Raw genomic sequence first — 22,269 nt, forward strand, 5'->3', positions numbered from 1 at the left:
ATAGACTTAACATTTTAGAAACATTACCTATACTTATAATATACTTACTGTATATATGAACTTCGATAAACTTTTTTCATACTTAGGTAAAGAAAACACTATAACTCCAGATAGGTTACTCTCGTCCATAGAAGAGGCAAAACAACAAGCTTACGAAGAATCTAGCGAAATGACTCAGCAAAAAGAGAATCAGTATTTTGATTCATATGAATTGAATTTAAGCTATGGAGAAACATCAGGTAGCAAATCTTCTGAAAGAACATCTTACATAGAATCATCTATTCCAGAAGGACCTAATGAATCTCAAAGAGATGAAATAGATAAATTTCTATCTGTATTTGATGACCCATTGCCAACATATGAAACTATAAAAGATTTAACAATACCGGATGTAATCAAACAAGAAATACAATCTAAGTTCGTTAAAGAAGAAGCAACACAAATCTCACAAGAAGTAGAAAAGGAGACTTATATACCCGAACAATCTTCGGAACCTCTTGATCTGCTTAAGGATTTTAAAATAGGAGAAGTTGAAGAAGAAAAACTATCATCCGAAGAGCTTGAAAGTATTTTGGGAATAGAAAGAAAAGAAAAAGTAACATCCTACGAAGAATCTTTAGATAAAGAAGAAGAAAGTATAAAAACATCTGAACTTACCTGGGAACAATATGAGAAAGAAAGTAAAGATACATTCAAACCTGAAGAAAGAATAGAATTCAGTTTCGAAGAACCTGAAAAACCTTTCGAACTAGGTCAGCAAGAAGAAAGTCTTTTGTTTTCTAGCGAGTTTGGAGAAAGTAAAGATTTAGGACTTGAAAGATTTACTCCAGAAGACTCCTTTATCGAAGCAGAAAAGATTATAAAAGGATTTGAAGAGGCCGAAGAAGTTTCATCAGAAACTTCACCTCCAGATGAGTTTTTTGAAGAACTTCAAAGAGAAACTGCAGAACCTTTCGAGAGAATAACAGAAGTTGCTCCTGAACAAAAAATATATCCTAAGGAATTAGTAGAAGAATCAAAAGAATATATACCCAAATCTTACCCCGTAGAGAAACCTACTAAACCATCTGAACTAGATCCATCGAAAGTAGTATCAATACTTAAGCAGTATCCAAGCGATATAAGGAGAGCAGTTAAAGATCTTATAACAAATGGTATAATTACAGAAGCACAAATAGAAGAGTTATTTAACTTCATTTCCAGTCAACCACAACCCAAAGATCTGAAAAATTACATAATAAGTATAGCCCCCTTCTACAGATTTGAAGAACAACCTACAAGAAGAGTTATAATAGCAGCAAAGAAAAGTAAAGCTGAAGAAGCACTTGAAAAAGTCCTGAAAAGATCTGTAATAGCAGTTGGTATAATAGGTCTCATGGCAATAATTGGTTTTGTAGTATTTACAACAGTCTCAAGAATGATGTACTCCGAAAACCTTTACAATAGGGGACTTAATCTTATAGACGCTGGCTACTACGATGAAGCAGAGAAATTATTTGCCAGAGCAGAAGAAGTAGGTGGCAAAAAAGTAGAATGGTATAATACATATGCTCAAAGATATTTATATAATAATGTACCTGAAAGAGCCGTCAAAAAATTAGAGGACGCTCTAAAGATATGGCCTTATGACTATAAAACTAGCCTAAACTATGTCGAAGCCTTAACCAAACTTCCTATACCAAACTTCGAAACAGCACTTAAATATTCTGAAGAGTTTCGTAGAAAAGAAGATAACAGTTTCCGTGGCATTGATCTCAATGCACAAGTGTACGTAAAAATGGGTGACTACTACAAAATGAAGAACTATTACAAAGATGCAGAAATACTATACATGAAGTACTTAAAATCAAAAGATAATGTCCATATACCTTCACTATTTAGATTGATATCAATATACATAAGACTTGATCAGAAAGAAAAAGTAGATGAAATACATGATTATATAAAAAAACTCGACGAAAAAGCTGTCTCGGAACCAGTTGGAGTAGAGATGGCTAGATATTACATTGATAAAAATGATCTGAGTAGAGCTAAGAAGATTCTGTTTGAGTTATCAACTATAAATCCTAAAGATCCAGAATATTACTATGAATTTGCCAGGTACTTATTTAAGAATGAAAACTATAGAGAATCAATCAAAAATCTCAATACATCGCTTAAATTAAATCCAAAACACGCAAAATCATATATTCTTTTAGCCAATATTGATTATTTAGTTGGCAATAAGAATTCTGCTATTGAAAACTACAAAAAAGCAATATCCATAGATCCATCACAAAAAGAAGCATATTTCAAACTCGGTGACATTTTTTATGAAAATAAGGAATATACCACAGCCTTAGGATATTATCTAGAAGGTTTAAAAATAGGCGAACCTGAAGATGTAAACTATTTATCTTCAATAAACTACAACATAGCTAAGATATATTATAACAATGGTATGCTAAATGAATCTCTCAAATACCTCTCATACTCTTACATACGTGATCCACAAAATCCTCTTCTGTCACAGTTTATGGGTAACATATATCTAGAACTCGGTAAACCCGATATGGCATTAGTCCAGTATAACAAATCAATAGAAGGTTATCAAAAGATACTAGAAGAAATACCAGCTCTTAATCCCAAGATCATAAAACATAGAGAACTAACTTCATTCTTAATAAGAACATACAATAATCAAGGAGTTGCTTACATACTCATAGATAGTAAAAATAATGTAAAAAATGCTCTGCTGAGTTGGTGGGAAGCCAAAAACTATGCTGAAAAGATAAATTCTATTTACCCAAACGCAGAATATAACTTAAAACTCATACTTCACCCAACTATGATAAAATACAGAAACTTTTCTGTTGATAAGGAAATACCTGATTCTATACCCAAGTATATATACTCTTATATCTCAAAAGATTAAATGTTAAGCACATACCATGTGCATTTTACAAAATGCACAAAACTTATGTATAAACTCTAATATCTCAAGACTAATATCTCTTCAAATAAAGCTATTTAATCAGGTACACACAACTCTTCAACCATTACAAAAAATGCTTGACAGATAGAAATAAATACTGATTAAACTATACCTTAAGAGACACTATTATTCCCGTTAGTTCCTTTATAATACCCTTGACTTTGAGCTTACTAAGCTCCGAAGATATAACATCTTCTAACATTTGTTTTAGTTTCTCATCATTTACAACCAAAACTTTAAGAATTTTATCTTTATTTCTATTGGATGACTTCTCAATAACTCTCACGACTTGTAGTACTTTAGTTATAAGCTCTTTTAATACCTCTCTATATGTTGATATATTATCCTCTCTAAAACCTTTTTCGGTATCCTCACCAAGTTTATTAAGCTTTTTGAGTATTTCATCCAAATCTGAACTTACCAATCTACCAACTTCTTGTTGTAGGTTATCAAAAAAAAACGTATTAGTTCTATAACTTCCAGATTTTGATATTTTTGTAGGGGAGTAACCCCTATTTTGTATTTTTGGTACGTTCATATTGTTTTAGTTTACTCTTCATCCTCAAACTCTTCATCCTCAAAATCCTCTTCCTCTTCTTCTATTTCTTCAAACTCTTCATCTTCATAATCTTCAAATAAATCTTCATCCTCAAACTCTTCATCCTCTACATCCTCAAATTCATCATCAAAATCTTCCTCGTCGAAATCTTCATCATCAAAATCTTCCTTATCTCCCATAAATAAAAACCTTGAATATCCAATGAGATTTTCTTCCATAACTTACCTCCTGTCAAAGATTGTGAAGAATAATATACAATTTTTCAACAATTTTACAAACTAAAGTTTTTAATACTCGAATGAACAAAAAACAACCGTAAACATATAGCAAGTCACCAATTGATTTTTGTAGATAAAAACAGAATGAATATAAAACTCTAATCAAACAAGTATTTAGAAATACTTCTTATATCACCACTGACTCAATACTCACCCCTAAAAGTTGATAAAGTATAATTTTTTACCAAATTGTGTAAGTATTATACAGCGTATAAATATTACACTTTTTAGCTATAAGTATCAAAAAATGACTCTGAACTACAGTAGAAATCTAGAACAAAAAATCTTGTTGGCCTTTCGGAAAAACACAAAACCATCCCATTTGTTATAAATAATAAATAGAGTACCAAAATCTCAAACTCCAGATAAAATACACTTCGTTTAACCAATTAGCAAAACTAAATAAATTGGCACAATATTTGTATCAATTGTATAGAGTTAGGAGGTGATATATGAATTTATCAAAATTGACATTAAAATCTCGTGAAGCAGTACAAAAGGCAACAGAGATAGCGGATAAGAATGATAACCAAGAAGTTAATAACGAGCATCTTTTGTTAGCACTTATAACTGAAAAAGAGAATTTTGTTCATACATTGCTAAAAAGTATGGAGGTAAGGATTGACGACCTCAGTAAAGAGATAAATTATTTGATATCTCAAAAGCCTAAAATACAAGGGATAAGTTCAACATACATAGGTGGAGACTTCAAGAAAACACTTGATTATGCCTTAGAAGAAGCAAATAAGATGAAAGATGAGTTTGTATCAACGGAACACTTGATGCTAGGTATTTTAAGAAGTTCCAATGGACAACTCAAATCCATCCTAGATAAATACGGTATAACCTACAATAACTTCTACACTTTGACCAAGGAAACAAAAGGTAATAAGAGAGTAGTAGATGAAACACCCGAAGAAAAATACAATGCTTTGCAAAGATATACAAAAGATCTTACAGAACTTGCAAGGATAGGAAAGCTAGATCCTGTGATAGGCAGAGATAGTGAGATAAGAAGAACCATTCAAATATTGCTTAGAAGGACTAAGAATAATCCTGTATTGATTGGTGAAGCTGGAGTCGGTAAAACAGCTATAGTTGAAGGTATTGCTAGAAGGATAGTAGATAACGATGTACCTGAAGGTCTTAAAGGTAAAAGAATATTAGCTCTTGACTTGGGTGCACTAATAGCCGGTACTAAATTTAGGGGTGAGTTTGAAGAAAGATTAAAAGCTGTTATGAATGAAGTTATAGAATCAAACGGTGAGATAATACTATTTATAGATGAAATACACATGATAGTAGGTGCTGGCGCAGCTGAAGGAGCACTTGACGCAGGTAATATGCTCAAGCCAGCATTAGCAAGGGGAGAAATAAAGGTTATAGGTGCTACTACAATCAATGAATACAGAAAATACATAGAAAAAGATAGAGCACTTGAGAGGAGATTTCAACCTGTTTTTGTTGCTGAACCTTCTGTTGAGGACACAATAGCAATACTAAGGGGAATAAAAGAAAAGTATGAAGTACATCATGGAGTTAAAATATCAGACAAGGCATTGGTTGCAGCAGCAACACTATCACATAGATATATTTCAGATAGATTTTTACCTGACAAAGCTATAGACTTGATAGATGAATCCGCATCTAGAATAAGAATGGAAATTGATAGTATGCCTCAGGAGATTGACGAGTTGAACAGAAGTATTGCAAGACTTGAGATTGAGAAGCATGCTTTGGAGAAAGATAACTCTACTGAATCAAAAGACAGGTTGGCTAAAGTAGAAGCGGAACTTGCAGATCTTAGTGAGAAACTTAATTCCTTAAAGGCTCAGTGGCAAAAAGAAAAAGAAATAATTTCTAGAATAAAATCTCTGAAGGAAGAAATCGATCAATTATCCATACTCGAAGATAGATACATAAGAGAAGCAAACTACAATAAGGTAGCAGAAATAAGGTACGGTCTTAAACCCCAAAAACAAAAAGAAGTTGATGAACTAACTCAGAAGCTCAAAGAATTACAAAAGGATGGGTCCCTTCTAAGAGAAGAAGTAACAGAAGAAGACGTTGCTAAAATAGTATCTGAATGGACTGGTATTCCTGTAAAGAGAATGTTGGAAAGTGAAAGAGAAAGATTAACCAAAATGGAAGAAGAACTAAAGAAAAGAGTAGTAGGACAAGATCATGCGGTCATAGCAGTTTCGAATGCTATAAGAAGAGCTAGAGCTGGAATCCAAGATGAAAATAGACCTTTAGGTTCATTTATGTTTTTAGGTCCTACCGGCGTAGGGAAAACAGAACTTGCCAAAACGCTTGCTTGGTTCTTGTTTGACACTGAAAAGGCAATGATTAGAATTGATATGTCAGAGTATATGGAAAAACATTCCGTAGCAAGACTTATAGGTGCTCCACCAGGATACGTAGGTTACGAAGAAGGTGGACAACTTACAGAAGCAGTAAGAAGAAGACCTTTCTCAGTTATATTATTTGACGAAATAGAAAAAGCACATCCTGATGTATTCAATATACTATTACAGATACTTGATGATGGAAGATTAACTGACGGACAGGGTAGAACTGTTGATTTCAGAAACACAATAATAATAATGACATCTAACATCTTAACTGATTTAGTATCTACTATTCCTCAAGAAAGTATAAATAGCGAAGAAATTAGGGAGAAAATAGTAAAAGAACTAACTAAATTCTTTAGACCAGAATTCATAAACAGAATAGACGAAATACTAATATTCAGAAAACTTAGTAAGAACGATGTTATCAATATTATAGACATACAACTCGAGAAAGTTATTGAAAGACTAAAAGATAAGAAAATATCACTAAAGATTGATGATAGTGTCAAAGAATACCTATCTAAGGTGGGATACGACGAGACGTTTGGAGCCAGACCTCTCAAGAGAGCAATCCAAAGAGAAATACTTGACAAACTTTCTTTACATATTGTAAGCGGCAAAATAAAAGAAGGTGATACAGTTGTAGTTTCCTACCAATCCAGCGATATCAAATTTATAACTTATAACTAATGGTGTAAATGTAAACTAACTCACATAACTTCTCAAAATTGTACGATAACAAGGTTTTGAGAAGTAGTAATATCAAATTTAGAGGTAGTTGTTTCCAGTGAATCTCTTAAATCATTGATGAATTCTTCAACTGTAGGATCAACAACTACCTCATACTCTATGTATCCTTCCGAAAGACTTTTTCTCTTCTTTATTTTGACACTTGGTAAACTATCTAATAAAGATGAGAACTCTTTTTCGCTAGAAACCTTCTTAATCCCTATAACCCTCAAAGATACCATTTCTCCTTTCTCCAGATATTTAACAACTTTATTTAGAACTTCATTAAACCCATCTTCAGAGAGCTTTGAAATTACTTTCTCTATCTTTTCGGAAGTATTACCCGCTATTAGTACATTAGTTGAAATAATCGCTTTACCTAAACCTCTAGCAGTTGAGACATCATAAGCACCTATTACAATCCTAGCATATAATTGACGAACCCTTACTGAAGGGACACCAGGATAAGAGTTTTGCATTTGCTGCATCTCTTTATCTTCCACCTTAGCTGATATTTCAACATAAACATTACCACCGGCCTCGCTAGCAAGAAGTTGTGAAAATGTCATACCTTGTCCTTTTTTTTCTTCATATATGCTCGTTACCTTTTTTCTTATCTTTTCTAGAATTGTAGATTCAACATACTCAATATTTCGACTTGATAGTTTGTCATTTATCAAACTTACTACTAATAATGTATAGTCATCATTTTGATATTCTTTTTCCGGCAAAACCACAAACTTCAAGCTAGATAAAATTTTACTATTTTCCTGTGATACTGCTTCAGGAGTAGTCACAAGAATAAATATAAACAATAAATACAACAAACCACTCACTTTCATATCTAAGCTCCATTAGTAACTAGTTAAATATTTATCATATAAAAAAGACATAGGATGCCACCAGAGTATTGGTATAACAATATTTATACCGAACTCCCATTCAAGATCACTTATGTTGTTCATGTAATCCCCTGGATCCCAAAATCCTAATATAAACGATATGTAAGGTGGAGCATCATCAACACTAACTCCAAATTCAAACTCTATAGGCCAATTCCATGGAGAGAACACCACTCCATTTGGCACCTTGGTCTCAATGGTATCTGATATTTTGTAAATATAATCATATTGGTAAGATACCTTTGAGCTTATTATTGAGAGTCCTTCGATCAAAGGAAATATAGAGACTCTTAAAAAAAACGATGGTTCAGCATATCTAATTGCAGTATATAACAATCTACCATTGAAACTAGCTGACGTAAGCTTTACCTCTTTAGATGAATCATCTAGCGGCGTATAACTCCCAAACCATAATTTAAAACCTGTTTCAATAAAAGTACCTTCCCATATTCTTAACCTAAGAAAGTCGATAGAAAAGTTAAATGATAGAATTTGAGTTGCATTTTCGAATAGTTCGTAGTTATTGTATAGAGATTTTGAAGTCATACCTGGGGTAGTAAAACCACCCAACCATCCACCACCAAGCCTCACACCTATTCCGGGTGCTGACAATATAAATCCCAGAACCTCACCTACTGCTCCCACAGTAGCACTGACCGTTTTTGAGACACCCTCTGAAAATTCTTTTTGCTGCATTTTGCCTATAGATTCTCTCTCAGCAGATGTCATATATGCTTGGAATTTTCTAGCCCAATCTATGGTAGCACTCTCAACCATTGCAAGCTTAAGATTTAGTTCAGTTCTACCAGTTTTTTCATCTTTCACCAGCACACCGTACAAAAACGCATCAACACTATAAAATTTACCAAATTCTTTTCTAGTCGCAAAAAACACTGACTCTTTATAACCTTCCTTACTTATCTGATCAATTATTCTACTCAAGTTTGCCCTATCAACAACCCTAACTCCAGGTATATTCGCTTGCACTAAAGCACTAGTCATTTTATCAACAGCAGCTGTATCATCTATCCCCATTCCTGTATTTATGAAAAATACAGATATAGATTTTATACCCTTCCCATAAGAAGATATTGCCTCCTCATTTATTGACTTCCAACTACTAAGTAATGAATTTGGATTTTTGTATATAGCTTCATCTATTACTGCGTCTAAACTCGTTTTGAAGTCCTTCCTATTCATACCTATTTCGTATGACCAAATTACTTGAGTAGTTTCAATTTCTATAAGTTTTAGTACCAAAGATATATTAGGTTCTCCACCAGCTAACGGATTATTGTTTATAGAACCATAAAGAATATATTCAACTCCCAGTCTCTTACCAAACTCTTTTATGTCATTTTGATCTATGAAACCTGTTGATGATAAATTCATCTCTTTTAGAGCCATTTCAACAACAACATCCTCAACCAATCTAAATTTACCAGTTTCTAAAAGTATTGTAGATATATCATCCTTTATTTTACTAGCACCAACTCTGTAACCACTCTTGTTATTAAAGTCCCAAACATATATTACTATTTTCTTTTTTGCATTAGCAAACACTCCTACTTTCAGAAGATTATCTCTTATTTCCAATTTGAGCTCATCATAAGATCTTAAATTCAGAGATGAATCTGGATCATAGTCCTTAACCACTGACCTAGTTGAAGTAGATGAATAATCGTAAGATGTGCCTAAACCAGCTCTTGCGAAAGAAAAACTGTTAACCATAAGTATCAATAACACGTATGAAATCATTGAGAAGTAGCTCCTAGAAACAATCAATCCCATAGAATCCTCCTTCCATGCTTCACTATTATAATCAATATACCTATAGAATTCAAGATATTCAGTCAGTTTAGTAACTAAATCGGTAAAATATTAATAATGATGGTATTTTATAGAGTTCCGAACAAATATTCTAAAAGATGGAAATAAAAAATATTAACATTATAGGTCCCCAAAAATTAACTTAAAACTCATAATATAAACAAAATCTAAATTTCATCAAGCTATCCCGCTGTAATTTGAAATATTACAATTATACTGCTGATAATTCAGTATTATGAGTTACTCAACCACAATGGCTTTGTTAATGTATCATATAAGAAGAGAATTTTATAAAACAATTGATACAAGTATAATTGATACGCTTTCCTCTTTTAGTAGAGAAAACATATTAGAAACGTTTCATATGTTCGAAAAACAAAAACTAGACTACGAAGATATAAAAAAGTACATTATTAACCTTCCGACAGAATTCTCAAAAAAGATACTAAAGATAACAAGGGATCCTGACATAAAAGAACTAATAGAAGCATATTTATTATACTACGAATTCTACAACCTAAACACTATGCTAAGAGCAAAACTAAGTGGACATAATGAAAGTGATTTGTTTCTATTCAACTACTCTTCAACATCTTCTGTAGAAGAAATAAGAAAACTAGAAAAAATCGAAGATATAAAAAACCTATACATCAAGATAATGATACACCACAAACTAAAAAATAAAAATCTATACAACACAGTCAAAACTTTAACATTATCAAGTGTATCTGATTTACTTCTATATTCAAGCATCGAGTACTATCAGAACCTTTTATCAAAGAAAGTTAAATTTGGGCACAATTTCACATCTCTTGTGATTACAAAAGCATTCTATGAAATTGCCTTAATGCTTGCTAAAATGAAGTTTTTATCTGGAATCGACGTAGAAGGGTATATACACTCTCTAACATTCTTAGAAGACAGACAAAACATATTAGTCGAATTGTTTGTTTCTGATAGAGATAGTTTCATTAAAAAATGTATAGACTTAAAAGTCATACCACCAAACTTTATAGTAACTGATATAGACGATATCGACAAGATGAAAAATATCATACTCAAAAACAAAGCAAAGAATATTATCATAGGAAACCCCCTAGATCCATCAACAATAGTCGCAATGATAATACTAAGAGAAATAGATATGAAAAACTACTTTTCTATAATTGGTGGCTTTGAAAGCGGCTTTTCTTTTGAAAAAGTTAGACAAATGTTAATACTATAGGAGGAAGATATGTTATTCCCCGAAAGAATGGTAGAAATAACTGTGCTAACTGTTGATGATTTTTTGAAACCTATATCTGATTATCTTATTAAGTTCGGCGAATTTGAAGTTAAAACTGTCACAGATAAAAATGCATCTAAACTACTTAAACTCAAACCTAAAGACAACAACGAAAATGAAAAATTCTCAAATCTCAAGACAAGACTCGATAAACTCTCCCTTGCAATGAAGATAGACGAAAACAAAATAAAATTAACAATCGAAGAAAGAGAACCTTTATCTATAGAAGATATAGAAAGAAGACTCTCAAAAATAGAAAACGATTTTTATACTGTAACATCAGCGATTGAGAAAATTGAAAAAGAAGCACTAGAACTTAGGATAAAGAAACTTAACCATCAAATAACTAAAGAATTATCATTCAAAAATATACCAAAAGAATTTTTTGTAACAGTTATAGTGGTTACCAAATATGATGCAGGACCTATCATCAAAAACTTATCATCTCTACCAAGTATAATAGAAGAAATTGAAACCTTTGGAGATCTATCAATAATACTAGTTGCTCTACCTCAGGGTTATAAAAGTGAAATAATAAAACTATCTACTTCTTTTATAAAGTTTATTGATATTGCAAATGTAATAACAGAAGATGTAAACATAAAAGATATTGAAGAAAAACTAAAGGATATAGAGCTAGAAAAGAAAAAACTAACCTCGACTCTTGATAAGATCATCGAAACACACACTGAAGAGATACTAACTCTTTACAAAGGACTATGGTTTGTAAACTCTTCAATGAGGATAAAAAACGCATCAATTAAAGGAGGAAAGTTTATAATATTTTCAGGTTGGATCCCCGAAAAACACTCAAAAACAGTAGTCGAAGAACTAAAAAGAATAACAAATGATATATCAGTTATTGAGTTAAAAAATGCAAAGAATCTCATTAAAGAAGATAAAAATACAATAATACCTACTAAGTTAAATAACCCTAAAATGCTAAGGTCATTTGAATCCCTCGTAAAGTTATATGCTATACCCAGGTTCTATGAAATAGATCCTACGGTAATATTTGCAGTCTTGTATGTAATATTCTATGGGATGATGTTTGGTGACGTAGGACAAGGACTTGTCTTATCAGTTGTATCTGCCTTACTTTTCTGGAAATTCAAAAGTTTTAGAGTAGTAGCAGGACTTGGGATAGCAGTTGGATTATCAGCAGCATTATTCGGATTTCTATATGGTTCTGTATTTGGTGTAGAAGAAAAAATAATACCCGCCATGTGGACTTCTCCATTACACGACGTATTGAAGTTAATGAAAGTATCTATACTAATAGGTTTTATAGTTATATTCATAGGACTTCTATTCAACATCGTAAATACAGTAATAGAGCATAACTTACCTAAACTGTTACTCGGAAGTAAAGGAATTCCTGGTCTAGTTTTTTATACCTTTTTGATAGGATATCCTATTTATGCTCTTGTTTTTGGTAGCAGTTTAAACACAAATTTAATGGCTTTAGGTATCCTAATACCTTTGCTCATGTTTGTTATTGAAAGTATTATCGAAGCAAAGAAACATAACCATGACATATCTCCTGTTGCAATATTCTTCGAGCTATTCGAAGTTTTCATATCATTTGTAAGCAATACAATATCATTCATCCGAATAGCAGGTTTCGCACTTAATCACACTGCTCTTATGATCACTTTCTTCTCAATAGCAGAAGTTGTAAAAGGTGGATTTATAGGTGATATCATTGCGTTGTTTATAATAGTTTTTGGACAAATATTCATAATAGGTTTTGAAGGATTAATAGTTGGTATACAAGCTCTAAGGCTAAGTTTCTATGAATTCTTTACTAAATTTTTCAGAGGTGGTGGTAAGGCTTTTGATCCACTCAAGTAGAAAGAAATCACTTTTCAGTTTCAGAATTTTTGCTGATTGGAGAGGTGCCAGAGCGGACGATTGGGGCAGACTCGAAATCTGCTGTTCTCCTTTGGGAGAACCGTGGGTTCGAATCCCACCCTCTCCGAATGGATAAAATAAAAGTTGGAGTAGTAGGTGCTAGCGGATATACAGGAGCTGAACTTTTAAAAATCCTAAGTAAACATAAATACGTAGAAATATCCTTTATTACCTCAAGAACACTCGTAGGGGAAAAAGCAAATAAGGTTTTTCCCGAGTTACCACATCTCAACATAACATTCTCTGACACAGAAAAAATTGTAAAAAGTATATCTAAAAGTGATGTCAATGTAATGTTTTTGACCCTACCACACGAACCAGCTATTGAGATAACACATATACTAAATTCTAAAGGTATAAAAGTAATAGATTTAAGTGCATCGTACAGATTCAAAAATAAAGATGTATTTGAAACAGCATATAAAATACACCATCCATACCCTGAATTATTAGCTAAATCAGTCTGGGGTTTATCTGAAGTATTCAGAAATGAAATCAAAAATGGAGAAATAATTGCAAACCCTGGATGTTATCCAACAAGTATATCTTTAGGAATTTATCCTCTCGTAGAAATAAAGGAGAAAATAAATCTAAATGATATAATAATTGACTCAAAGTCAGGTATCTCAGGGAAAGGCAAAAAAGTATCTGAAGATTCATTATTCGTAGAACATAACGAGAACTTTTACGCATATGGATTACCGTTACACAGACACACTCCAGAAATAGAGCAGTTTGTATACCTCAAGTTTAATCAAAAAGTAAATATTCTATTTGTACCACACGTAATACCTATGGATAGAGGAATATTTTCCTCTATATACATACCAGCAGAAGGAGTATCACAAAAAATGTTGGAAGACCTTTATAGATCATACTACGATAATGAATACTTTGTCCATCTAGTAGATGGAATACCTCAAACTAAATGGGTTTCAAACACAAATAACTGTATGATAAGTGTAAAATATCTTGAGAGAAATGGCAGAATAGTTATATTTTCAGCAATTGATAACCTTATCAAGGGTGCATCAGGACAAGCAGTTCAGAATATGAATATTATGATGAGTATTGATGAGAAAGAAGGTCTTGTTTAGCTAAAAATTGTATATAAACCTAGCTATGTCGGTGGTACCATTCTTTATATTAGCTTTTCTGATATTCTCTTGGAATCTTCTAACCTGATCCTCATCAAACAAAAGTTTTCTCACTTTTTCAACAACTTTTCTAGGCTTAGTCTCATAGAAGCCTAGAGAATTTTGTTCAACAAACTCTACATTACCCTTTTCCTGTTCCCATATATAGGATGTTATTATAAGTGGTTTCTCTAGAATAAGTGTCTCCATTACTGTTGCAGGCCCACCTTTAGTTATAACTACACTAGACATATTCATAAGGTCATACATAAAATCAACAAACCCATATACTACTACTCTTTTGTTAGTATATTTCTTGGCAATATTTTCACTTTTCTGCTTAAGAATTTCATTTCTACCGCAAACTATAGCTATCTCAACATCAAGATCAGATTTAGCAATCTCTTCTAAAAAAAGCTCACCGTTTGGTAACCCTTCACCTCCACCAGCAATCAAAACTAGATGTTTATCTAGTGAAAAACCATATCTATCTTTGAGTTTTCTAATTTCATCATCTGGAAGTTTTGAGTTAAACTTTCTATTGAGGATTATTGGTAAAACTGCTATCCTATCAGGTGAAACACCATACCTAATCGCATAGTTTTTCATCCTTTCACTAAACACTACAAGATCAATATCAGGATATGTAAACCATATTGGATGACAAGTAAATGGATCTGTTGCTATAACTAAAACTTTTGTATTCAACTTTTCTTCTTTAACTATCTCATAAACAGGCTTTATTACAAAAAAGTGATCAATAACAATCTTATCAGGTTTTTCTGTTAGAATATAATTTTTTACATGCTTTTTTATGTACAGATTTACTAAATCAACCTCAATCTTTCTAATTAGGTAGAGTTTACTTATAGCATATATAGAATTCCATATAGGTGGAAAGAAATTCGATGCTGTTGAATATCCCTTTTCAATTATATTTCTTACATAATTAGGAGCACCCGTAAGCCCATCATACAACAAAGGTTCAACTTCAGGATACAATGCTTTAAGTTCATCTGCTAATGCTCTTGCTGCAGATATGTGTCCTGCACCAGCCTTAACATACATTATTGAAACTTTCATATATTCCTCCTAATCAAGCAAATTTCCAAACATCAACATCATCTCCAGAAGAAACATTTATAATATTTTCAGCAACTTTAAATACTATCTCTGCTACATCTTCAGGTGGTCTACCAACAAAATTAGTCATTCTTGTCTGCGTCATATCAGGATTGACAGATATAACCTTTATGTTATGTAATTCTTTAGCAATCGCTTGAGTAAAACCTCTCACTCCAAACTTAGTAGCACAGTATGTAGTCAATTCAGAAAAACCTGTTTTACCTGCCCCACTCGATATGTTGATTATCTTATCCTTAACATATGGAAGTAAAATTTTAGTTATCTTGATAAGTCCTTCAAGATTAACTCTAACCTGCAAAGCTATCTCATCAAACGTTTGATCTTCAAGTTTTTTCCAAGCAATAACACCAGCATTATTTACTAATATATCAATTCTACTGTATCTACCTATAACCTCTGCTACAAATTTCTTTATACTATTATCATCAACTAAATTGAGATAATAAAAAAACACGCTCTTAGCCCCTAAATCTATACAATCTCTTTTTACTCTTTCTGCTTCTTCTGCATCTTTATAGTATGAGAAAACTACATTATACCCCGACTTAGCAAACCTTAAACAAATCGCTCTACCTATACCTATACTTCCTCCAGTAACTAAAACAACCTTAGACATCTAGATTAATAGTATATGCTAATATATAACCATTTCAAATTAGATTTACAATTAAGAATGACAGATAACAACTACCCCAAAATTAATACCCAAATAACCAAAACCTAATTAGATATATACATTAAGATCCAAAAATTTACTAACTGATACAAAAAATACACTAACTCTCTCAAAGGATTTTAGATTAAATAGACTTTGAAAAATTCTATGACTAGTTCAAAATTAAGCATCAAAATAACAAGAATGATAAGAAGATTCTAATACTTCCAAACCTGTTCTGTGCTTCTGGATATCATCCGACTCAAATGAGTTTTTTATAAGCCTTATATCATCTCCACCATATCTTTTCAATAAAGCATTGAGCAATTCAATAGCAACAACAGACTCAATTACAACTCCAGCAGAGGGTACAGCAGTCACATCAGATCTTTCAACATGTGCTAGAAATTCTTCCTTCGTAACCATATCAACAGACTTTTTAGGTTTCATGAGAGTAGAAATTGGTTTCATAACTGCTCTTAATATAATAGGCTCTCCATTTGTCATTCCGCCCTCTATTCCACCAGCATTATTAGAATATCTTACAAATCTTCTACCATTCCAAGATATTTCATCATGCACTTGACTACCACTTACCATACCCATCTTAAATCCCATTCCAAACTCAACTCCTTTTATTGCCTGAATACTCATAACAGCATACGCAATTCTGGCATCTATCTTATCTTCCCAATGTGTATAACTACCTAAACCTATTGGAGGATTCAGGACAACTATTTCTATGATACCACCTATAGTATCTCCTTCTGATTTAACTTTGTCTATGTAAGATTTTATCTCATTTTCAAATTCAGGGTTTCCAATACCAACATCAGATAACAGAGAATTTTCAATTATATCTTTGTATGTAAGCCCATTTAAATCAACCTTAATTCCACCAAAAACAACAACATGCGAAAATATTCTAACATCAAAAAATTTCTCAAGAGTATACTTTGCCAATGCTCCTACACAAACTCTTGCTGATGTCTCTCTAGCACTTGCTCTCTCAAGTACATCTCTTATATCATCAAAACCATATTTTAAGACTCCTATCAAATCTGCGTGTCCAGGTCTAGGTTTAGTAACTTTAGGAGGATTTTTATCCTTCCAATTTTCCCAATCCTTATTCCATACAACCATCGATATAGGGCTACCTATCGTTTTACCGTTTCTAACACCACCTATTATATCGACAGTATCTTTCTCTATTTTCATTCTACCGCCTCTACCATACCCTTTCTGTCTTCTCGAGAGTTCATTGTTGATATAATCAACATCTATTGGTATATTTGAAGGAAAACCATAAGCTATTACAGATATACCTCTACCATGAGATTCACCAGATGTAAAATATTTTATCATAAATTTACTTTACCTCGTAAACTCCAAGATTCCTAAATTTCGAATATCTCATCTTTATGAGTTGTTCATTTGAAAACTTAGACAGGGTATCAATTTCCTTGATTAGTTCTGACTTTAGGTTGTTGAAAACAAATTCTGGATTTCTATGTGCTCCTCCAAGAGGTTCTTTGATAATTTTATCAACTATACCAAATTCTTTGCACCACTTTGCAGTTAGTTTAAGAGCTTTTGCTGCCTCAGGTGCTTTCGAAGCATCTTTCCAAAGTATCGAAGCACATCCTTCTGGAGATATAACAGAGTATATAGCATACTCCAACATAAAAATTCTATCAACGACTCCTATCGCAAGAGCTCCGCCACTACCTCCTTCGCTAATGACAACTCCAATCAATGGTGTCTTGAGTCCCGACATCTCAAAGAGATTTCTCGCTATAGCCTCACCTTGACCTCTCTCCTCTGCTCCAACACCAGGATATGCTCCAGCAGTATCTATAAATGTTATAACAGGTATTCTAAATCTCTCAGCTAACTTCATAACCCTTAAAGCCTTTCTGTATCCCTCCGGATGAGGCATACCAAAATTCCTCTTTATTTTCTCTTCAACTGTTTTTCCCTTCTCCTGCCCAACTATGCATACGCTCTTCCCGTCCAACTTACCAAAACCTGCTATTATCGCTTTGTCATCACCAAAATACCTATCACCTGCAAGTTCAATAAAATCCTTAAAAATGCTATTAAGATAATCAACAAAAGTAGGTCTCTCAGGATGCCTCGATATCTCAACTATTTGCCATTCCGTAAGATTTGAGTATACCTTGTTTTTTATGTCCTCCAACTGTTTGTATAAATTTTTTATTTCCGGAGCGTTATCATCAAGACCTAATGAATTTTTCATTTCTTCTATCTTTTTTTCCATTTCAACAATTGGTGTCTCAAAACTCAAAGGTTTAACATCCATAACTTGCCTCCTATTTAATTGAAAAACCTCTTATCATCAACATACCGTTTCTATAAAATTTGATAAGGAATCTTTTCTGATTCTGATTATTTCTTGAAAATTTCTCAAAATCACTTATGTTATCTATTTTCTGATTATTTATTTCTATGATTACATCTCCTTTCTGGAGTATTCCGCTAAAACTACTATCCTCTTTAACATCAATAACAACTACTCCATTACCATTTGGATTATTACTAACAATTACGCCTTTATACTCTTTCTGTGTCGATTGATTTGAATCTCCTTCCTCATATCTTTTTGCAAGTTCATCAGAACTCGGTCTTGCAGTAACCTTTAAGTTAAAATCTATATACTTCCCATCCCTGAAGACTTTAACTTTAGCAATTTCTCCCGGAGATTTCGAAGCAATATTATCAAGCAAATCGTCAAATTTTGAGATTTTCTTACCATCGACTTCAACTATTATATCACCCTGTTTTATACCTTCTCTTTCAGCAGGACTTCCAGGCTCAACTCTACTTACAAGTACTCCTACATCACTTGGTAGATTTAGTTGCTTCCTAGTTTCTTCATCTAGTTCCGATATACTAACCCCTATATAACCTCTTTCAACCTTACCCTTGTCTATAAGTTGTTTTATAACTCTTTTAGCAGTATTTATAGGTATTGCAAGCCCAATACCAACATTACCTGCAGTACCTGTAAGCTGATTAGGTGATATTATCATAGTATTTATACCAATAACCTCTCCAAATATATTAACTAAAGGTCCTCCACTATTACCTGGATTTATTGGAGCATCTGTTTGAATATACTTGGAAAACACATTACCCTGAATATCCCTGTTAACCGCACTTATCGTTCCAAATGTAAAAGTACCATTCAAACCAAAAGGATTACCTACAGCGATAGCAAAATCACCAACTTTAACCTTATCAGAATCACCTAGTATTGCTACAGGTAGATCTTCTCTAGGATCTATTTTTAGCAACGCTATATCCGTTTCTTCATCATAACCGATAACTCGCGCTTTATACTCTTTCCCTGAACTAAGTATGGTTACTATAATATTTTTTGCTATCTTACCGGCAGGTCTTATCACATGCAAATTGCTAAGTATGTAACCATCTTTTGATATTATAAATCCAGAACCCAGACTAGGTATAACCTTTCTATACTTTCTCTCTTTAGGAGTTTCAGGTAAATCAAAAAATCTCCTCAAAAGTTCATCATCAAAGAAAAAGTTAAATGGATCTCGGTATGTATATTCAATAACATCTTCACTCTTTATGTTTACTACAACGGGAGACACTTTTTGTGCAACCTCATTAAGAACTTTTTGAACAGCATAAGCATATTTGTACTCTTCAGGAAGCTTAGATAAATCAACACTGCTAGCAAAAGACAAAAAGCCTGATTGCGATCCACCACAACTCACTCCTAAAAAACTAAACGAAAGTATAACACCAAATAAAAATCCCGTCAAGATAAGATTTAACACAAACCAATTCTTCATAAATTTTAAAAAAAATCGCTTCATATAAGCCTCCGAAGATTTAATTAGATTGTAAATTTATAAAAACATTACTTTCAATTCAAAAGAAAACAAATATGAAAAATACAAAATTCTAAAAATCTTTAACCTTCAAACACTCTGCTTTTGAAAAATTTTCGATTTCTCTGTAGAAGTACAGTTAACTTTTGAATCTAGATAACATCTTGATTATAATTAAACTAGATGATAGTAGTTTTCTTTATCATAATGTTTTTTACATCTTCTTGTAATCTACTGCCTGAGCAGGATGACCTTTATAATAAAGATTTCTTATTTGACGATTTTCAATCATTTGACAACTCTATATGGACAGCCAGAGAAACATTTATAGGTTTTTCTCAGTTGAAAAGAGAGAATGTTTCAATCTCTAATGGATTTATCTTATTTAGTATAAGAGAAGACTCAACAGACAGTAGTGGTATATCATCGATACCATTATTTCCGAGAGGTAGATTTTCTATTTATGCGCTTAACAAGCTTACAAATGTTGCATTAGAAATGGAGTTATTTTCATACAGAGAAAACTCCAAAATTTCATTCAAGTACTACTTTGATGATACTATAAATACCAATGTAGTAGAAACATATTTCGTTTCGCCACTTACAAACATCTATTTCACTTTATCGAATACATTCATGTCAGATACTTCACTGCTAACAATAATAGTCTACAATAGTAGTATTGTTTTTCTAATTAACAATAGCGAAATAACTAGGTTTAGTATAAACACTCCCAATAACTTTGAAGTCAGAATAAACACATATATGATTAAATACGATATAAGATCCTTTAGGAGGAATGTTTATATCGATTACTTTTCATACCAAAAGTGAAGATTTTTTCCTTTTCATTAGATTGATTGCTGCATTTTTTATATGCTTATAGTCAAGTCCGAAATGTTCCAATAACTCATAAGGTTTCCCGGATACACCAAATACATCATTAACTGCCACAAATTCCATAGGTACAGGTTTTTTTGAAGCTAGTACTCTTGCAATCATACTACCAAGTCCATTTATTACTTGGTGCTCCTCTACGACAAGTATTGCTCCTGTTTCCTCTGCAGACTTTAATATAACTTCTTCATCAAGAGGCTTTAGTGTACTTAAGTTTACAACTCTTGCAGATATTCCTTCTTTCTTAAGCTCCTCTGAAGCTTTTATACTTTCAGAAACGGTTATTCCGTAAGATATAATAGTTAGATCTTCTCCATCAACAAAAACCCTACCCTTACCAAACTCGAAAGTATCATTCTCAGAAGTTAAAACAGGATAGGGAGCTCTACTCAACCTTACATAGAATGGACCAAACTCATTAGCAACATATCTAGTTATCTTTTTAGCCTCTATATAATCAACAGGGCACAACACTCTCATATTAGGTAACACTGCCATTATCGCAACATCCTCTAAAGATTGTGCTGTAGCACCATCTTCTCCTACTGTAACACCCACATGAGACGCAACGAGCTTAACATTCAGGTTATTGTAACAAATAGAGATTCTTATAAAATCATACGCTCTATTTGTTAGAAAAACCGCAAATGATGTAGCGAAAGTTATAAATCCTTCTTTTGCTAGACCTGCCGCTATACCTACCATATTCTGCTCTGCTATACCAGTATTATAGAATCTATCTGGAAACTTGAACTTGAAATACTCTGCTCTAGTTGAATCTTCAAGATCTGCTGATAAAACTATTATTTTTTCATTTTCATACCCTAACTTTACAAGCTCTTCACCAAATCCATCTCTAGTAGGTTTAGGCTGAATTTCAATCATCGTTTCCTCCCTTAAGCTCTTTTAATGCATTATCCAATTCCTCCTTATTAGGAGCCCTACCATGAAAAGTATGTTTGTATTCCATAAAGGATACCCCCTTACCTTTCACAGTGTTTGCTACTATTATTGTAGGTTTGCCACTACCCCTACTTGAAGTAAAAGCATCTAAAGCATCAAATATCTCATTGAAATTATGGCCATCTATTTCTATGTAGTTCCATCCGAAGGATTCCCATCTATCCTTTAGAGGTTCTATACTCAAGATATCGTTAACAAAACCATTTTCTTGTACCTTGTTATAGTCAATAATAGCACAAAGATTCTCAATTCTGTGATGAGATGCAAACATAGCTGCTTCCCATATACTACCTTCTTGCACCTCACCATCTCCTAAAATAACATAAACACTATAATCCTTCTTTTTATACCTAGCACCTAAAGCCATTCCTATACCCGCAGATAATCCTTGCCCCAAAGAACCAGTATTGAATTCTATCCCTGGCACATCTACACAAACATGTCCTTGAAAAATATGTCCAAATCTTCTAAAACCTTTCATCAAATCTTCTTCTTTGAAGAAACCAGCTTTGGCTAAGGTAAGATAAACTACAGGAGTAGCATGTCCTTTAGAAATTATGACCCTATCCCTGTCATCCCAATCAGGATTTTTAGGATCATATTTCAACTTATAAAAGTATAATGATAACATAATCTCAACCAACGACATTGATCCACCAGGATGACCACTATTCACTTCATGAGTCATAATAAGAATTTTCTCTCTCACTTCTCTGGCTGTTTGTTTCAACTTCTCAACATCTAACTTTTGTCCAACCATCAGTTT

Annotated in this window: 17 protein-coding genes and 1 tRNA gene; 7 read left to right on the forward strand and 11 right to left on the reverse strand. The window is 32.7% G+C overall.

Annotated elements, in window-relative coordinates; translation table 11 throughout:
• Window positions 1-55: 55 nt before the first annotated feature.
• The gene (locus N2712_04185) at window positions 56-2,914 is read left to right on the forward strand and encodes a tetratricopeptide repeat protein (protein ID MCX8029177.1); all 2,859 of its coding nucleotides are present in this window, start codon (window positions 56-58) and stop codon (window positions 2,912-2,914) included.
• Window positions 2,915-3,080: 166 nt separating this feature from the next.
• Here N2712_04185 and N2712_04190 read toward each other — a convergent pair whose 3' ends face one another.
• Complete coding sequence (locus N2712_04190) at window positions 3,081-3,512, reverse strand: DUF327 family protein (GenBank protein MCX8029178.1); 432 nt, start codon at window positions 3,510-3,512, stop codon at window positions 3,081-3,083.
• 11 nt (window positions 3,513-3,523) lie between these two features.
• Window positions 3,524-3,751 carry a hypothetical protein gene (locus N2712_04195; protein MCX8029179.1) on the reverse strand — a complete coding sequence of 76 codons (228 nt, stop codon included), beginning with the start codon at window positions 3,749-3,751 and terminating at the stop codon, window positions 3,524-3,526.
• A 512-nt stretch (window positions 3,752-4,263) separates the two neighbouring features.
• Here N2712_04195 and clpB point away from each other — a divergent pair.
• Window positions 4,264-6,855, forward strand: coding sequence for an ATP-dependent chaperone ClpB (gene clpB / locus N2712_04200; protein MCX8029180.1), 2,592 nt, complete (start codon window positions 4,264-4,266; stop codon window positions 6,853-6,855).
• Between the two features lie 32 nt (window positions 6,856-6,887).
• On the opposite strand, the gene N2712_04205 is transcribed toward clpB, so the two are convergent.
• Together N2712_04205 and N2712_04210 are read right to left on the reverse strand one after the other, a co-directional pair.
• Entirely contained in the window at window positions 6,888-7,736 is an 849-nt protein-coding gene (locus tag N2712_04205) for a hypothetical protein (protein MCX8029181.1), read from the reverse strand.
• A 12-nt stretch (window positions 7,737-7,748) separates the two neighbouring features.
• A complete protein-coding gene (locus N2712_04210; protein ID MCX8029182.1) occupies window positions 7,749-9,587 on the reverse strand; it encodes a penicillin-binding protein activator LpoB in 1,839 nt (612 codons plus the stop codon).
• Window positions 9,588-9,861: 274 nt separating this feature from the next.
• Between N2712_04210 and N2712_04215 the strand changes: the two genes are divergently transcribed.
• The 4 genes from N2712_04215 (at window position 9,862) to argC (ending at window position 13,922) form a co-directional block, all read left to right on the forward strand.
• Entirely contained in the window at window positions 9,862-10,851 is a 990-nt protein-coding gene (locus N2712_04215) for a V-type ATPase subunit (protein ID MCX8029183.1), read from the forward strand.
• Window positions 10,852-10,860: 9 nt separating this feature from the next.
• On the forward strand, window positions 10,861-12,765 hold the full coding sequence (locus N2712_04220) for a hypothetical protein (GenBank protein MCX8029184.1): 1,905 nt from the start codon (window positions 10,861-10,863) through the stop codon (window positions 12,763-12,765).
• Between the two features lie 38 nt (window positions 12,766-12,803).
• Window positions 12,804-12,892, forward strand: a tRNA-Ser gene (locus N2712_04225).
• Between the two features lies 1 nt (window position 12,893).
• Window positions 12,894-13,922: an N-acetyl-gamma-glutamyl-phosphate reductase gene (argC, locus tag N2712_04230; GenBank protein ID MCX8029185.1), complete on the forward strand. Its 1,029-nt coding sequence runs from the start codon at window positions 12,894-12,896 to the stop codon at window positions 13,920-13,922.
• Here argC and N2712_04235 read toward each other — a convergent pair whose 3' ends face one another.
• From N2712_04235 to N2712_04255, 5 genes are all read right to left on the reverse strand, one after another.
• Window positions 13,923-15,044: a glycosyltransferase gene (locus tag N2712_04235; protein ID MCX8029186.1), complete on the reverse strand. Its 1,122-nt coding sequence runs from the start codon at window positions 15,042-15,044 to the stop codon at window positions 13,923-13,925.
• A 13-nt stretch (window positions 15,045-15,057) separates the two neighbouring features.
• Entirely contained in the window at window positions 15,058-15,723 is a 666-nt protein-coding gene (locus tag N2712_04240) for an SDR family oxidoreductase (protein MCX8029187.1), read from the reverse strand.
• A 222-nt stretch (window positions 15,724-15,945) separates the two neighbouring features.
• Window positions 15,946-17,127 (reverse strand): chorismate synthase, encoded by a 1,182-nt coding sequence (gene aroC / locus N2712_04245; protein ID MCX8029188.1) that lies wholly within the window; start codon window positions 17,125-17,127, stop codon window positions 15,946-15,948.
• Between the two features lie 4 nt (window positions 17,128-17,131).
• A complete protein-coding gene (locus tag N2712_04250; protein MCX8029189.1) occupies window positions 17,132-18,085 on the reverse strand; it encodes an acetyl-CoA carboxylase carboxyltransferase subunit alpha in 954 nt (317 codons plus the stop codon).
• A gap of 10 nt (window positions 18,086-18,095) precedes the next feature.
• Entirely contained in the window at window positions 18,096-19,628 is a 1,533-nt protein-coding gene (locus N2712_04255) for a Do family serine endopeptidase (protein MCX8029190.1), read from the reverse strand.
• Window positions 19,629-19,826: 198 nt separating this feature from the next.
• Between N2712_04255 and N2712_04260 the strand changes: the two genes are divergently transcribed.
• Window positions 19,827-20,477, forward strand: a complete 651-nt coding sequence (locus N2712_04260; GenBank protein ID MCX8029191.1) for a hypothetical protein — start codon at window positions 19,827-19,829, stop codon at window positions 20,475-20,477.
• Here N2712_04260 and N2712_04265 read toward each other — a convergent pair.
• The gene (locus N2712_04265) at window positions 20,463-21,425 is read right to left on the reverse strand and encodes a transketolase family protein (GenBank protein ID MCX8029192.1); all 963 of its coding nucleotides are present in this window, start codon (window positions 21,423-21,425) and stop codon (window positions 20,463-20,465) included. The two genes, N2712_04260 and N2712_04265, sit on opposite strands and share 15 nt — an antisense overlap.
• The gene (locus tag N2712_04270; GenBank protein ID MCX8029193.1) at window positions 21,418-22,263 is read right to left on the reverse strand and encodes a transketolase; all 846 of its coding nucleotides are present in this window, start codon (window positions 22,261-22,263) and stop codon (window positions 21,418-21,420) included. Before N2712_04270 ends, N2712_04265 begins: the two co-directional genes overlap by 8 nt.
• Window positions 22,264-22,269 lie beyond the last annotated feature (6 nt).

This window comes from Brevinematales bacterium, from assembly GCA_026415355.1.
Taxonomy (GTDB): domain Bacteria; phylum Spirochaetota; class Brevinematia; order DTOW01; family DTOW01; genus SKYB106.

What these genes read in the sequence shown, in the direction of transcription:
- N2712_04185 (MCX8029177.1), top strand. Translation starts at nt 56, where the DNA reads ATGAACTTCGATAAACTTTTTTCATACTTAGGTAAAGAAAACACTATA.
- N2712_04190 (MCX8029178.1), bottom strand. Translation starts at nt 3,512, where the DNA reads ATGAACGTACCAAAAATACAAAATAGGGGTTACTCCCCTACAAAAATA.
- N2712_04195 (MCX8029179.1), bottom strand. Translation starts at nt 3,751, where the DNA reads ATGGAAGAAAATCTCATTGGATATTCAAGGTTTTTATTTATGGGAGAT.
- clpB (MCX8029180.1), top strand. Translation starts at nt 4,264, where the DNA reads ATGAATTTATCAAAATTGACATTAAAATCTCGTGAAGCAGTACAAAAG.
- N2712_04205 (MCX8029181.1), bottom strand. Translation starts at nt 7,736, where the DNA reads ATGAAAGTGAGTGGTTTGTTGTATTTATTGTTTATATTTATTCTTGTG.
- N2712_04210 (MCX8029182.1), bottom strand. Translation starts at nt 9,587, where the DNA reads ATGGGATTGATTGTTTCTAGGAGCTACTTCTCAATGATTTCATACGTG.
- N2712_04215 (MCX8029183.1), top strand. Translation starts at nt 9,862, where the DNA reads ATGAGTTACTCAACCACAATGGCTTTGTTAATGTATCATATAAGAAGA.
- N2712_04220 (MCX8029184.1), top strand. Translation starts at nt 10,861, where the DNA reads ATGTTATTCCCCGAAAGAATGGTAGAAATAACTGTGCTAACTGTTGAT.
- argC (MCX8029185.1), top strand. Translation starts at nt 12,894, where the DNA reads ATGGATAAAATAAAAGTTGGAGTAGTAGGTGCTAGCGGATATACAGGA.
- N2712_04235 (MCX8029186.1), bottom strand. Translation starts at nt 15,044, where the DNA reads ATGAAAGTTTCAATAATGTATGTTAAGGCTGGTGCAGGACACATATCT.
- N2712_04240 (MCX8029187.1), bottom strand. Translation starts at nt 15,723, where the DNA reads ATGTCTAAGGTTGTTTTAGTTACTGGAGGAAGTATAGGTATAGGTAGA.
- aroC (MCX8029188.1), bottom strand. Translation starts at nt 17,127, where the DNA reads ATGATAAAATATTTTACATCTGGTGAATCTCATGGTAGAGGTATATCT.
- N2712_04250 (MCX8029189.1), bottom strand. Translation starts at nt 18,085, where the DNA reads ATGGATGTTAAACCTTTGAGTTTTGAGACACCAATTGTTGAAATGGAA.
- N2712_04255 (MCX8029190.1), bottom strand. Translation starts at nt 19,628, where the DNA reads ATGAAGCGATTTTTTTTAAAATTTATGAAGAATTGGTTTGTGTTAAAT.
- N2712_04260 (MCX8029191.1), top strand. Translation starts at nt 19,827, where the DNA reads ATGATAGTAGTTTTCTTTATCATAATGTTTTTTACATCTTCTTGTAAT.
- N2712_04265 (MCX8029192.1), bottom strand. Translation starts at nt 21,425, where the DNA reads ATGATTGAAATTCAGCCTAAACCTACTAGAGATGGATTTGGTGAAGAG.
- N2712_04270 (MCX8029193.1), bottom strand. Translation starts at nt 22,263, where the DNA reads ATGGTTGGACAAAAGTTAGATGTTGAGAAGTTGAAACAAACAGCCAGA.